The organism is Pseudomonas fluorescens, assembly GCF_902497775.2.
GTDB classification, from domain to species: domain Bacteria; phylum Pseudomonadota; class Gammaproteobacteria; order Pseudomonadales; family Pseudomonadaceae; genus Aquipseudomonas; species Aquipseudomonas putida_F.
The window spans coordinates 1643474-1656110 of sequence record NZ_OZ024668.1 but is presented as its reverse complement, the minus strand read 5'-3'; the positions used below and the strand labels follow the sequence as shown (position 1 = coordinate 1656110).

13 protein-coding genes are annotated in these 12637 nt (G+C 65.6%); 7 read left to right on the top strand and 6 right to left on the bottom strand.

Going from position 1 to position 12637, the window contains the following annotated elements; genetic code table 11:
• Positions 1-87 precede the first annotated feature (87 nt).
• A complete protein-coding gene (locus F8N82_RS07670) occupies positions 88-1323 on the top strand; it encodes a DUF1835 domain-containing protein (protein WP_038994657.1) in 1236 nt (411 codons plus the stop codon).
• Between the two features lie 26 nt (positions 1324-1349).
• On the opposite strand, the gene F8N82_RS07665 is transcribed toward F8N82_RS07670, so the two are convergent.
• Positions 1350-2105 (bottom strand): SDR family oxidoreductase, encoded by a 756-nt coding sequence (locus F8N82_RS07665; protein ID WP_038994656.1) that lies wholly within the window; start codon positions 2103-2105, stop codon positions 1350-1352.
• Between the two features lie 151 nt (positions 2106-2256).
• Here F8N82_RS07665 and F8N82_RS07660 point away from each other — a divergent pair, with 151 nt between their 5' ends.
• From F8N82_RS07660 to F8N82_RS07650, 3 genes are all read left to right on the top strand, one after another.
• Positions 2257-2592: a hypothetical protein gene (locus F8N82_RS07660; protein ID WP_038994655.1), complete on the top strand. Its 336-nt coding sequence runs from the start codon at positions 2257-2259 to the stop codon at positions 2590-2592.
• Between the two features lie 125 nt (positions 2593-2717).
• On the top strand, positions 2718-3029 hold the full coding sequence (locus F8N82_RS07655; RefSeq protein ID WP_038994654.1) for a hypothetical protein: 312 nt from the start codon (positions 2718-2720) through the stop codon (positions 3027-3029).
• A gap of 3 nt (positions 3030-3032) precedes the next feature.
• A complete protein-coding gene (locus tag F8N82_RS07650) occupies positions 3033-3215 on the top strand; it encodes a DUF1289 domain-containing protein (protein WP_038994653.1) in 183 nt (60 codons plus the stop codon).
• A gap of 26 nt (positions 3216-3241) precedes the next feature.
• On the opposite strand, the gene F8N82_RS07645 is transcribed toward F8N82_RS07650, so the two are convergent.
• The 3 genes from F8N82_RS07645 to F8N82_RS07635 are packed head-to-tail and all read right to left on the bottom strand — an operon-like array spanning position 3242 to position 6636.
• A complete protein-coding gene (locus tag F8N82_RS07645; RefSeq protein ID WP_038994652.1) occupies positions 3242-4336 on the bottom strand; it encodes a carboxylate-amine ligase in 1095 nt (364 codons plus the stop codon).
• Complete coding sequence (locus tag F8N82_RS07640) at positions 4333-5283, bottom strand: methyltransferase (RefSeq protein WP_038994651.1); 951 nt, start codon at positions 5281-5283, stop codon at positions 4333-4335. The genes F8N82_RS07645 and F8N82_RS07640 overlap by 4 nt, the downstream gene beginning before the upstream one ends.
• Positions 5284-5295: 12 nt before the next feature.
• On the bottom strand, positions 5296-6636 hold the full coding sequence (locus F8N82_RS07635; RefSeq protein ID WP_038994650.1) for an iron-containing redox enzyme family protein: 1341 nt from the start codon (positions 6634-6636) through the stop codon (positions 5296-5298).
• Positions 6637-6794: 158 nt separating this feature from the next.
• Here F8N82_RS07635 and F8N82_RS07630 point away from each other — a divergent pair, with 158 nt between their 5' ends.
• Positions 6795-7517, top strand: coding sequence for a GNAT family N-acetyltransferase (locus tag F8N82_RS07630; RefSeq protein ID WP_038994648.1), 723 nt, complete (start codon positions 6795-6797; stop codon positions 7515-7517).
• Here the strand turns inward: F8N82_RS07630 and F8N82_RS07625 are convergent.
• Positions 7514-8401, bottom strand: coding sequence for a LysR family transcriptional regulator (locus F8N82_RS07625; protein ID WP_038994647.1), 888 nt, complete (start codon positions 8399-8401; stop codon positions 7514-7516). The two genes, F8N82_RS07630 and F8N82_RS07625, sit on opposite strands and share 4 nt — an antisense overlap.
• Positions 8402-8512: 111 nt before the next feature.
• On the opposite strand from F8N82_RS07625, the gene argC reads away from it, so the two are divergent.
• Positions 8513-9445: an N-acetyl-gamma-glutamyl-phosphate reductase gene (argC, locus tag F8N82_RS07620; RefSeq protein ID WP_038994646.1), complete on the top strand. Its 933-nt coding sequence runs from the start codon at positions 8513-8515 to the stop codon at positions 9443-9445.
• 71 nt (positions 9446-9516) lie between these two features.
• Here argC and F8N82_RS07615 read toward each other — a convergent pair whose 3' ends face one another.
• Positions 9517-9861, bottom strand: a complete 345-nt coding sequence (locus F8N82_RS07615) for an SH3 domain-containing protein (protein WP_038994645.1) — start codon at positions 9859-9861, stop codon at positions 9517-9519.
• A 93-nt stretch (positions 9862-9954) separates the two neighbouring features.
• Between F8N82_RS07615 and F8N82_RS07610 the strand changes: the two genes are divergently transcribed.
• Positions 9955-12606: an excinuclease ABC subunit UvrA gene (locus F8N82_RS07610; protein ID WP_038994644.1), complete on the top strand. Its 2652-nt coding sequence runs from the start codon at positions 9955-9957 to the stop codon at positions 12604-12606.
• The last annotated feature ends 31 nt before the right edge of the window (positions 12607-12637 follow it).

Here is a 12637-nt window from a genome sequence, read left to right as displayed (position 1 = left end):
CAAAGGGCTGCGCCCAGGCTATACACCCCACATGCTCGTCTACGACTCCCGGCCTGACAGCGGACAAGGCTCGCACAAGGAGTTCGTATGCCTGCTCGACTGTCATCGCCGCCCCATGACGGGCGCATCAACCTCGAACAACAACGCAAACGCGCCAAGGAGCTGCTTCAGCGCCTGCGCACGGGTGCCGCGCCCGAACAGCTGGCGCAGCTCGAGCCGGCTTCACCGCGCCTGGCCGATGCCCAGTGGCTGATCGCCCGCGACCTGGGTTTTGCCAGCTGGCCCAAGCTCAAGGCGCATATCGACGCCATCGACTTTGCCGCCCGCCACCCGCAGTTTCTCGCCGATGACGAAGCCCGCACCCAGCATTGGCGTTGCGGCAACGACATCAGCCACAGCTTGCGCCTGGCCGGGTTTACCGGCGCCTTTCACATGCTCAGCGACCCCCTGGTGATGGGCCCGGTGCGTGAGTTGCCAGCAGCGCCTTACCGCGCCCTGCGTTGCGACTACATCAGCCAGGCCTATGGCCTGGAGCCACTTGCCGTGCAGCGTAGGATGGACGACGAATACGCCGACCTGGCTCGCCTCGAAGGCTGCCCCAGCGCAGTGCTCTGGTGCGAGGCGGATGCCTATGACCAGTTGTTCCTGATCCGCGTGCTGGCCGGTTTGCACAAGCCGCCGCAGCGCCTGGAACTGATCGAGATCGACCGCATGCCGGGGGTCGAGCGCTTTATCGGTATCGGCCAACTGGCCCCGGATGTACTGGCCTGGTTGTGGCCGCAGCGCCGGGCAGTGGATGCGCCGATGCTGCAACTGGCGCGCGAGGCCTGGGCCGCCTATTGCGCACCGTCGCCGCAAGCCTGGGCACAATTGGCCCATCAGCAGGGCCTGGCACTGCCCTTGCTCGGCGCTGCGCTGTTGCGCCAGTTGCAGGAACTGCCCGGGGTGGACGATGGCCTGTCGCTCAGCGAACGCCTGGCACTGCAGATCATCAGCGAGTTTGGCCAGGTGCCGTTCGGCCAGGTATTTGCCGAACTGATGGGCAAGCGCGAGCCGCTGCCCTATCTGGGCGACATGATGTTCCATGCTCTGCTGCGCCCGCTGATCGATTCGCCCACGCCACTGCTCAATGAAGCGCAGGCCGAGCTGCAATGGCCGCGCCGGCCTTTGAGCTTGACCTCGCTGGGCGAGCAGGTACTGGCAGGCCAGGCCCACTGGCTTGAACAGCAGGCCCCCGAGCGCTGGGTCGGTGGAGTGCGCGTGCTGGCCGGGCAAGGCCACTGGGCGTTGGGCCGCGACCTGTGGCCGGTGTGGCGCGGGTAAAGAATGTCACTTCCCTGTGCAACAGGTCAGCGTTGCACGGCGGTGGTTTTCAACCAGGTCTGAAAGTGCAGCGAGCCGAGGATGACATCGGCATCCGGGGTCAATGAACGGTCGTTGATCAGCGCGCCGAAATAGGTAGCCTCAGGGTCGGCAATCACTTCCCGGGCATCTTGATTGTGCAGCAGATAGCTGCGCACGAAGTCGGCCAGCGGCAGGCGATCGGGGCCGGCGACTTCGAGGGTGCGATTGGCTGGTGCTTGCTCGACGAGGTTGGCCAGGGTCAGGGCAACGTCGGATGAGGCCACCGGCTGCAGGACGGCGTCGGTCAGACGCACGCGGTTGCCGTCGGCGCCGGAATAGGCAATGGCGCCCATGAACTCGAAAAACTGCGTGGCGCGCAGGAGGGTATAGGGCATGCCCGAGGCCTTGATCAGCTGCTCCTGGGCCAGCTTGGCGCGAAAGTAGCCGCTGTCCTGCATGCGCTCGGTACCGACCACCGACAGGGCGATGTGGTGACGGACTTCGGCCTTCTGCTCAGCGGCCAGCAGATTGCGCCCTGAGGTCTGGAAAAACGCCAGCACGGCGGCATCTTCGAATGAGGGTGAGTTGGCCACATCGACCACCACATCGGTACCTTGCAGCGCTTGTTCCAGGCCTTCGCCGGTGAGGGTATCGACGCCGGTCCTGGGCGAGGCGGCGAGCACCTTGTGGCCGTTGGCGCGCAGGTTGTTGCACAACTGGGTGCCGATCAGGCCGGTCCCACCGATTACGACGATTTTCATGGCTGCTGCTCCGAGGGAGTGTCGCAACCCATTATTTTACGCCGTGCGGCAGTCGGTCGCGCGCCGGCAGACGAGCGTCATCCTGGCTGATCCGGTACAGTACGCGCCGCTCGAGAGATGGATCCCGGGCCAATTATCATGGAGTTATGCAGTGAAAAACCTGAGCAAAGTTGTCGCCTGCGGCCTGTTCGTCCTGGCCCTGGCAGGTTGCACCGGCACCCCGATGAAAACCCAGCACTACAACGCCGACCAGTACACCGTGATCGGCCACAGCGAAGCGAGCGCCACCGGCCTGCTGGTGCTGGGCGTCATCCCGGTGCGCCAGAACAGCCGTTTTGTCCGCGCACAGAATGCCGCGATCAAGGCCAAGGGCGGCGACGCGATGATCAACACCCAGGTTCAGGAAAACTGGTTCTGGGCCTGGGTATTGACCGGTTACACCACCCGCGTCTCGGGTGATGTGGTCAAGCTGCACAACGTTCAGTAACGTATTGATGCGGCCGGTGCAGACAGCACATCAGGTGTTGCCTGGATTACGGCCGCTGCGCGCTCGATCGCTGGCAAGTCCAGCTCCCACTTGACTGCCTCCCCTCCCGCAAGGACCCTTACCCCATGCCACTGAGCAAACGCGAACAGGCGCAGCTTGACCGCCGCCTGGTCGCCACCCTCACCGAAGCCTGCGAGACCGCCAAGGCCGAAATCGTTGGTTTTGCCTGGCTCACCCACCTGGTGGATTACGCGCGCTTCCCTTCCAGTTTGCAGGTGATCTGGGTCTTCGAAACCCGGGCCGCCAAAGACCACGCCCTGGCCAGCGGGCAAGGTGAGCGGATGATCGAGCTGACGGCTTTAGCTTTGCAGCAAGCCGCAGTCGATCTGCACCCGCTCGCCCCTCACGTGCAGTACGACTATGAAAAACGAGGCTGACACATGGCCAAAGACATCGAAAACCCCTGCATCGCCGTGTGCCAGCTAAGCGGCGACCTGTGCCTGAGCTGCGGCCGCAGCAAAGACGACATCCGCAAATGGAAGCGCATGAAACGCCCGGAAAAAATGGCCGCTGTGCAGCGGGCCACTCAGCGGATGAAAAGCCTGAGAAAAGCCAGGCCGTAGTCGGCCGGCTCGCGGCCACGATAGACTCAACAGGATCTGACTTCTTCCAGCAACCCCGACACCACCGCCTGCATCCCCCGCTCCGCCATCGCCAACTGCCGATCGGCACTGCTCCCATCCGTCACAATCGCCTGCGCCCGGGCGAAACTGCGGTCAGCGTCAACCCCCTGAGCAGCATCGGCAAACAGCGCCTGCGCCTGCGCCAGCCATTGCCCGGCGCTGCCCTGCCCTTCCTCCTCCAGGCAAATGAACTGCCCATGCCGGCCATGGCGCATGGCGCGCCAGTAGTTCTCCTGGGCAATCCAGTGGGCCTCGCGACTCAAGCCCACAGCCGCACGGGGTTGCGCCAGATAATGCTCGACCAGGCAACGGAACAGACCGGCAATGCACAGCGCATCTTCAAGGTTCGGGCAGGCATCGGCGATGCGCAGCTCCACCGTGGGGAAGCGCCGCGACGGGCGAATCGCCCACCAGCAGTCATACCCCTCGCGCAACGAACCGGTGCGCCGCAGCAGCGCCAGGTAGCGCTCGTACGCCTGCCAATCGCTCAAGCGCTCCGGCAGGCCCATGTGCGGCCATTCCCCGCAGGCCACCTGGCGATAGCTCATGTAGCCCGTCGGCTGGCCTTCCCAGAACGGCGACGAGGTACTGAGCAGCAACAACAGCGGCAACCAGGGCAACAACTGGTTGATCAACTGGATGCGGTCGTGCCCGGGCGGCACGCCAACGTGCACATGCAGGCCACACAACAGGCTGCGCCGCGCCACGTGCTGGTAGTCGGCGAACAGCTGGCGAAAATGCTCATCGTCGGCAGGCTGCTGGTTGCGCCAGCCACCCATGGGGTGACTGCCGGCGGTCAACAAGCCAATACCTTCCTCGGCCAGCACCTGTGCCAGTTGTGTGCGACTGCCGGCGAGAAACGCCCGGGCCTGGGCCAGGCGGGTGAACACGGGCGACGCCACTTCGATCTGGCCCTTGAACATCTCCTGGGCAAAATGCGCGCCGAGTACCTGGCGGCACAGGTCGATCTGCGCCGCCGACGGCGCCGCGAGCATGCGCCCACTGGCCTGCTCGACCAGCAGGTACTCTTCTTCGATGCCAAAGCCGCAGGGGCTGTTCATCGGCGGGTGACGCTCAAGGCCACCGCGGCAATGCGTTCGACCTGCTGGTAACCGGGTTCGAGCAGTTGCTCGCCGAACACATCCGGGTCCAGTTCATGGTAATGCCAGGCCCAGTCGGAGGACGCCAGCGGCGCTTGCAAGGCCGCCAGGAACGGATCGCGCCCCTCAACCATGGCCACCCCGGTGTACAACAGCAAAGTGCCGCCCGGCGCCAGGCGTGGCAGCGCCTCTTCGACAATCCGCAACGACAGCGCGGCGCCGAGGGCACCGCCACCATGACGGTAGACGCGTTCGCTGGCATCGAGCATGTACGGCGGATTGGCGACAATCAGGTCGAAGGTACCGGTGATGCCCTGGAGTACATCACTGTGCTCGACCGAAACATTGGCCAGCTCCGCCAGGGCGACGTTGATGGCGGTCAAGCGCAGGGCCTGCGGATTGATATCCACGGCGCTGACCTGTGCATGCCGGCGGGCGCGGGCGATCAGCACGGCGCCGACCCCGGCACCACAACCGATATCCACTGCATGATTGATGCTGGTGAAACATTGCTGCAGGTGCGCTTCGATCAATTGGGCGAAGCGGTAGCTGTCCGGGCCGAAGAACACCGCATCCGTGCTGTCGGTGGGAAAGCCGGAATGGACAAACAGCAAATCATGCAGGCTCGACCAGCGCACGCGGCTGCACAACAGCTCACCTTGCTCGTCGATGATCTGCGCCAGCTGCAACTGCGCCACTTCGTCCGGCGACAGCTGCGAGGGCGCAAAGGGCCGGTTCCAGCCAAAGATATCGCGCAGGGTGCGGGCCTGTTGCGCGCCCTCACGCTGGTTATTGCGCCACTGGGTCAAGGGCGTGACGCTGGTAAAGCGATAGCCATCGGCCAACAGCCGCCGCCCCAGTTGCAGCAAGGCCTGATCGGCCTGGCGTTGCGCCTCGGTCAATTGCATGGTCACCCTCGCTCAAGCTGTAAGCCCAATCATCTGGGCGAATTTGCGGGTCGCCGCCAGACCCTGGGGCAAGGCGTGGCGGTTGCCGGCCATTTCGCTGATCAGGTAGGCGATCCGCGCCTCGGGCGGCAGGTCGTGGAGCTCGCGCTCAAGCGCATTTGCCACGCCTTCATCGGGCATCGGTACCTCATTGGCCGGCCCATGGCGACGGCGGCGCGGCTGCCAGTTGACCGCGATCCAGTCATGCAGCAGCTGCTTTTCATAGGGGCTGAAGACGCCGAACATCGCTGCCGCCGGGCCGTCGATCAGTTGCCAGAAGCGGCTGTTGACCGGGTCCTGGCCACGCTTGATCCAGCCTTTGGCCTGCAAGGCGGCGAGAAACCCTGGAATGCTCCCGGGCTCGGCCAGCCACTGGTTGACCGTGCGCCCGTCGATGCGGCAGTAGTCGGAGTGCATGTGCTGACCAAAGCTGCGCTTGCGCTCGAAGGCGGCCAGCAGTTCGGTTTCCAGATCAAACTCGGCAATGATCGTCGGTGAACAAGGGCCCAGGTCGTTGAGCCGGTAACCGCAGGCGACCCGCTGATAGAACGCGCTGGCGCCCTGCTCCGGCCATAGCTGCGCCAGCGCCCGTACCGCCTTGCAGGCATGGCCGCTACTGGCGTTGTCGATGGTCACGTGCAGGCGAAAGTACTGCGGGTCGATGCCCAGTTCGTCCAGCTCATAGCCGCTGATCAGCAAATGCAGGGGCAGTTGTTCATAACCCAGGTTATAGCCGATCACCTCGGGCAAAAACGCCTCGGTGTTGAAGCCCAGCGCCAGTTGCAGCGCGCCTTGCAGGTAACGGTCGTCGGCCAGCGGCAATTGCTCGTTGCAGCCCAGCTCGCTGAGCAGGCGCCGGTAAATCAGTACATGGTTGCAGGCAGGGTCGCCATCGCCGAGCTCTTCCAGGTAGGTACGGATCAGCCCGTGATAGCGCGGATCGGCCCAGTGCCTGAGCATGCCGAACAGCCAGGCGCCATCCACCACCTTGGTCGGCGCCACGTGCTGGAGAAAATACAGCGCATGGGCGCGATTGCTGAAGTAACGCCGGACGCCACCGGCCCTGCGCTCGGCCAGGTAGTCGGCGTATTGCCCGGCCACGGCGGCGGCGCGCCTGGCGGTCCATAGCCCGAGTTCGGCGGGGTTGTCCGGCAGTTCAACGGGCAAGGCTTGCGCCTGTTGCAGCTGCTCGGTCAGCCAGGTGGCGCTGCCGTCCAGGTCGCCGTGCAGCAAGGCATGGTAGCGCGCCTCATGGTCGGCGCGGGGGTTCAGGGCCAATGGATCGAGCGCGGGTGCGGCGGTCATCACGGTCATGGCGGCAGCCTTCGGCAGTCGGGCGAAAAATGCCCTCTATGCAAGGGAGCGGTGCGCCGAAGCTGAAGTTCAGATCAACTGCCTGGCGAAGGGACGGATGGCAGGCCCGCGCGGTAGAATCGCGCCATTGCCGTTTTTGCCTGGAGTCACCCCTACCGATGCCCGCCCTCCACCACTTCGTCGCCCCGCCTGCGGAGCCGATCAAAAGCCAGATCCTGCAGATGGTGGTCGACTACCTGACCGACATCAGCAGCGTCGCCCTGCCGCCGAGCAACCCGCTGTACAGCTTGTACCAGTACGGCATCGGTTTCGAAGTGCACCTGTACCTGGAGGCCATGGACGGTTCGCGCGGCATCCCGGTCGAGCTGATCGTGGCCATGGACCTCGACGATCCCGAGCAGGTGGTGGGTTTCTTGCTGTACCTGCCGCTCAAGGATGACCCGCAGGCGTGTTCGGTGGCCTACCTCGCCGTGCAGGCCAGCCAGCGCCGCCAGGGTATCGCCCGCGCCATGCTGGCGCAGGTGACCGCCCGCTACCCGCAGGCAGAGCTTGGCTGCGTGGCCAGCAAGGTGCCGGTGTTCGACGCCCTGGGCTTTCAGGTGACCGGCGCGCGCGGCCCGCAGGTGTTGATGAACACCCGCGCCGTGCCCAGCGCCGGCAGCGTGGCGGTGCTGGACGTGGCGCCGATCTACCGCACCCTGGAAGTGCAGCAGATTCACAGCTACCTGCTCAAGCAACACGGCAAGCGGGCGATGGTCGATGCCGAGAAACAGCGCGACCGCCACCTCGACCAGCTCAGCCGCAAAGCCCGGGCCCTGGCCCTCGAACGCCTGGGTGAAGGGCCGTGGCTGGACGGCGACCGCGGGCTGCGGCGGGTCTAGCGCTTCGCGGCCTGGCTCATCAGCACCTGCAGCACGAAGCGGGTGCCCTGCTCCACATCACCCTGGCGGCAGGCGATGCCCAGGTGGCGCCACAGGCCCGGGCGCAGCGGGCGCATGCTGATGCGCCCATCGCGCTCCGGCGCGGCCGATTCATGGGGCAGCAAGGTGGCGCCATACCCCGCCGCCACCAGGCTTTTTACCGCATCGTTGTAGTTGAGCTGGATGCGCGCCGGCGGTTGCAGGCCGGCGTTGGCAAACCATTCGCTGGTCACCCGCGACAGCTGGGTACTGCTGTCGTTGAGGATCAGCGCGCGGCTAGCCAGCCACGCCGGGCTGATGCGCGCCGGGGGCGACCAGCTTGCCGGGATAAAGGCCATGATCGGGTCGCGCCGCCACGGGCGGATCTCCAGGCCCTTGATCGCCGCTTGCGGCAGCGCCACCAGGCCGATGTCGAGGCTGCCATCCTGCAGGCGCGCCAGGGATTCGCTTGAAGTCAGGACCTGCACCTGCACATCGATGCCCGGATGCTGCACGCCAAGGATATCCAGGGCCTGCGGCAGCAAATGGGCGATAGCACCGGTCGAGGCGCCCAGACGCACCCGCCCGGCCAACCCCTGAACCTGACGCCGCACATCATCCAGCGCCTGCTCGGCATCGGCCAGCAGGCGCCGGGCGCGTTCGAGCAAGGTTTCACCGATGGCCGTGGGGCGGATCTGCCCGCGTTTGCGCGACAGCAGCGGCGCGCCGATACGCGCCTCGAGGTCGGCAATGTGCAGGCTCACCGTCGGCGGCGCCAGGTTGAGCGCTCGCGCCGCCTGGGCAAAGGAGCCGAGGTCGGCGATCACCACCAGGGTCCGCAGCCGGTCGAGGCTGATCTCGCGCATGGGCTTATCGTTCAGAAAAGATGAAGTTGAGCATCATGATATTCAAATTTTCTTTCGTCCAGACAAAGGTGAAGATGACCGCTCATTCGTAGTCTTTGCACGAGAACCCGCATGCACCAGCCCCTAGTCTTTATCGACGGCGACCAAGGCACCACCGGCCTGCAGATCCACGCCCGCCTCAATGGTCGCAACGACCTGCGCCTGCTGACCCTGCCGGCGGCCGAGCGCAAGAACCTGCAACTGCGCGCCGAGGCCATCAACAGCGCCGACGTGGCGATCCTGTGCCTGCCGGACGACGCCGCCCGTGACGCCGTGGCGGCCATCGTCAACCCTGACGTGCGGGTCATCGACGCCAGCTCCGCGCACCGCACCACGCCGGGCTGGGTGTACGGCTTGCCGGAACTGGATGAACAGCAGGCCGAGCGCATCGCCCAGGCCAAGCGGGTCAGTAACCCGGGGTGCTACCCGACCGGCGCCATAGCCTTGTTGCGCCCGTTGATTGGCGCAGGCCTGGTGCCGGCGGATTATCCGCTGACGGTGAACGCGGTGTCGGGGTATTCCGGTGGCGGCCGGGCGGCGGTCGAGCGTCATGAAGGGCCCGATGCGCAGAGCGCCCAGGGGGTGCTGGTGTATGGCTTGCACCTGGACCACAAGCATGTGCCGGAGATTGTGCAGCATGCCGGTTTGTCGCAACGGCCGGTGTTCGTGCCCAGCTATGGCAGCTACCGTCAGGGCATCGTCCTGACCATCGCCCTGCAGACCCGCCTGCTGCCGGCGGGCGTGACGGCGGCGCGGTTACAGGCATGCCTGGCCGAGCATTACCACGGCGCGCGTTATGTGCAGGTGGCGCCGCTGCAACGGGACGCCTCAGCGGTGCAACTGGACCCGCAAGCGGTCAACGACAGCAACGACCTGCGCCTGGCGGTGTTTGCCAATGAGCAGCACGGCCAGGTCGTGCTGACGGCGGTGTTCGACAACCTCGGCAAGGGGGCTTGCGGGGCGGCGGTGCAGAACCTGGAGCTGATGCTGGCGGCGATGGGCTGAGGGCCCAATCGCGGGGCAAGCCCGCTCCCACAGGGAGGTCCTTGTGGGAGCGGGCTTGCCCCGCGATAGCTTCACACCACCTGCAACACCTGCAACGGCACCCACCCCGAGTCATCCCCCCGGCTACACCACACCCACCCGTTCAATTGCCGGCCACCCACCAGGCAATCGCCGACATCCACGTCCAGCTCCCGGGCGCAATAATCCTCCAGGGCGATCCCCTGATCATCACCAAGCCGCTCGATCACTTGCCCCGGCACCCAGCCATCCTGTTGCCCGGGTGTGCGGCACAAGTACCAGTCATCCCAGCCCTCCTCACCGTCATAGCGCTCGCCGATGCTCAGGGGCGCGCCCTTGGCAAAGGTGATGGGCTCGGGGTATTCACTGCAGTGCGCTTCGATCACCAGGTACTTCACCGGATTTCACCTCCATTTGAAAATCGACGGCACTGCCGCCATGCTCAGCGGTCTGCCACTTACGCGGATCGTTGAGCAAGGAACAATATCGTCATGTGCGCAAAACCAGTAGTCAGCGCCAACGCCGCCGGTTGTGTCCGGGTGCGCGGTGCCCGTGAGCACAACCTGAAGAATGTCGACGTCGATATTCCCCGCGATGCGCTGGTGGTGTTCACCGGGGTGTCCGGTTCGGGCAAGTCATCGCTGGCGTTCTCCACCTTGTATGCCGAGGCCCAGCGCCGCTATTTCGAATCGGTGGCGCCCTATGCACGGCGCTTGATCGACCAGGTCGGGGTGCCGGCGGTGGATTCCATCGAAGGCCTGCCGCCGGCGGTGGCCCTGCAGCAGCAACGCGGCACGCCCAGCGCGCGCTCATCGGTCGGCAGCGTGACCACACTGTCGAGTCTGATCCGCATGCTCTACTCGCGCGCCGGCAGTTACCCCGCCGAGCAGCCGATGCTGTTCGCCGAAGACTTCTCGGCCAATACCCCGCAAGGCGCCTGCCCGGAATGTCATGGCCTGGGCCGGGTGTTCGATGTCAGCGAGGCATCGATGGTGCCTGACCCGTCGCTGACCATCCGCGAACGGGCGGTGGCGTCCTGGCCCATGGCTTGGCAGGGGCAGAACCTGCGCGACATTCTCGTGACCCTGGGCTATGACGTCGACATCCCCTGGCGTGACCTGCCCCAGGAGCAGCGCGACTGGATTCTGTTCACCGATGACACTCCGACCGTGCCGGTGTACGCGGGAATGACGCCGGCACAAACCCGCCAGGCGCTCAAGCGCAAGTTCGAACCCAGTTACCAGGGCACCTTCAGTGGCGCCCGGCGTTATGTGCTGCACACCTTCAGCCATTCGCAAAGCGCGCTGATGCGCAAGCGCGTCTCGGCCTTCATGCGCGCCAGCCCCTGCCCGGCCTGCGCTGGCAAACGCCTGAAAGCCGAGGCGCTGACCGTGACTTTTGCCGGCAAGGACATCGCCGAGCTGTCGCGCCTGCCGCTGCTGGCCCTGGCCGAACTGCTCAAGACCGTGGCCAATGCCGACTACCTCAACCTGCCTGAAGAAACCGGCGCCGTGCTCAGCCACGCGCAAACCCGTCAGGCCCGCCAGCAACGCGCAGCCCGTGGCGATAACCCCCATGAAGGCGGCGCGGACGTGCGCCACACGCCCAACCTGTCGGTGGAAAAACGCCTGGCTGCGCAGCGCATCGCCGCCGAGCTGCTGGAGCGCATCACTACCCTGATCGACCTGGGCCTGGGTTACCTGGACCTGGAGCGCAGCACGCCGACGTTGTCTTGCGGCGAGTTGCAACGCCTGCGCCTGGCCACCCAGCTCAACTCGCAACTGTTCGGGGTGATCTACGTGCTCGACGAGCCTTCGGCCGGGCTGCATCCAGCCGACAGCAAAGCGCTGTTCGCGGCCTTGCAGCGGCTCAAACAGGCGGGCAACTCGGTGTATGTGGTCGAGCATGACCTGGACACCATGCGCCGCGCCGACTGGCTGGTGGACGTCGGCCCGGATGCCGGCGAGCACGGCGGCCAGGTGCTGTACAGCGGCCCGCCGCCAGGCTTGGCCAAGGTCGAGGCATCGCGTACCCGCACTTACCTGTTCAACCAGACCCAACCCGAGGCCCGCGAACCACGTCAGCCCCAGTCATGGCTAAAACTTGAAGGCATCACCCGCAACAACCTCGCTCAACTCGCGGTGGCCTTCCCGCTGGGCTGCTTCAGCGCGGTCACCGGGATTTCCGGCTCGGGCAAATCGAGCCTGGTCAGCCAGGCGCTGCTCGACCTGCTCGGCGAGCACCTGGGCCAGGCCCGTAGCCAGGAGGAGCCGCAAGAACAGAGCCTGGAAGATGAACCCGAACCCACCAGCGACGGCTGGATCAGCGCCGGCCTCGAACATATCCGCCGCCTGGTGCCGGTGGACCAGAAGCCCATCGGCCGCACGCCACGTTCAAATCTTGCGACCTATACCGGCCTGTTCGATCACGTGCGCAAGCTGTTCGCGGCAACCCCCGAAGCGCAAGCGCAAGGCTTCGATGCCGGGCAGTTCTCGTTCAACGTCGCCAAGGGCCGCTGCGAAACCTGTGAGGGCGAAGGCTTTGTCAGCGTCGAGCTGCTGTTCATGCCCAGCGTCTACGCGCCCTGCCCGACCTGCCACGGCGATCGCTACAACCCCGAGACCCTGGCCATCAGTTGGCAAGGCCTGAACATTGCCCAGGTGCTGCAACTGACGGTCGACCAGGCCAGCGAGCGCTTCGCCGAACAGCCTGCCATCAGCCGAGCCCTGCGGGTACTGCAGGATATCGGCCTGGGTTACCTGCGCCTGGGCCAGTCGGCCACCGAGCTGTCCGGCGGCGAAGCCCAGCGCATCAAGCTGGCCACCGAGCTGCAACGCCTGGCCCGTGGCGCCACCCTGTATGTGCTGGACGAACCTACCACCGGGCTGCACCCGCAGGACATCGACCGTTTGCTGGTGCAACTGCAGCGCCTGGTCGAGGCCGGGCACACGGTGATCGTGGTCGAGCACGACATGCGCGTGGTGGCCCAGAGCGACTGGGTGATCGATATCGGCCCCGGGGCCGGCAGCGCCGGCGGTAAGGTGGTGGTCAGCGGGTCACCGGCGCAGGTCGCCGCGTGCAAGGACAGCCGCACGGCGGGATTCCTGGCCAGGGCGCTGGCTTGCGATCAGGAAATTACGTAGCATCCTGCGCTTTTTCCCCCGGCAGCACCCC

Coding starts and splice junctions, on each gene's coding strand:
- F8N82_RS07665 (WP_038994656.1), bottom strand. CDS start 2,105: ATGAAAATCGTCGTAATCGGTGGGACCGGCCTGATCGGCACCCAGTTG.
- F8N82_RS07625 (WP_038994647.1), bottom strand. CDS start 8,401: ATGCGCGAGATCAGCCTCGACCGGCTGCGGACCCTGGTGGTGATCGCC.
- F8N82_RS07640 (WP_038994651.1), bottom strand. CDS start 5,283: ATGCAATTGACCGAGGCGCAACGCCAGGCCGATCAGGCCTTGCTGCAA.
- F8N82_RS07655 (WP_038994654.1), top strand. CDS start 2,718: ATGCCACTGAGCAAACGCGAACAGGCGCAGCTTGACCGCCGCCTGGTC.
- argC (WP_038994646.1), top strand. CDS start 8,513: ATGCACCAGCCCCTAGTCTTTATCGACGGCGACCAAGGCACCACCGGC.
- F8N82_RS07630 (WP_038994648.1), top strand. CDS start 6,795: ATGCCCGCCCTCCACCACTTCGTCGCCCCGCCTGCGGAGCCGATCAAA.
- F8N82_RS07670 (WP_038994657.1), top strand. CDS start 88: ATGCCTGCTCGACTGTCATCGCCGCCCCATGACGGGCGCATCAACCTC.
- F8N82_RS07610 (WP_038994644.1), top strand. CDS start 9,955: ATGTGCGCAAAACCAGTAGTCAGCGCCAACGCCGCCGGTTGTGTCCGG.
- F8N82_RS07650 (WP_038994653.1), top strand. CDS start 3,033: ATGGCCAAAGACATCGAAAACCCCTGCATCGCCGTGTGCCAGCTAAGC.
- F8N82_RS07645 (WP_038994652.1), bottom strand. CDS start 4,336: ATGAACAGCCCCTGCGGCTTTGGCATCGAAGAAGAGTACCTGCTGGTC.
- F8N82_RS07635 (WP_038994650.1), bottom strand. CDS start 6,636: ATGACCGTGATGACCGCCGCACCCGCGCTCGATCCATTGGCCCTGAAC.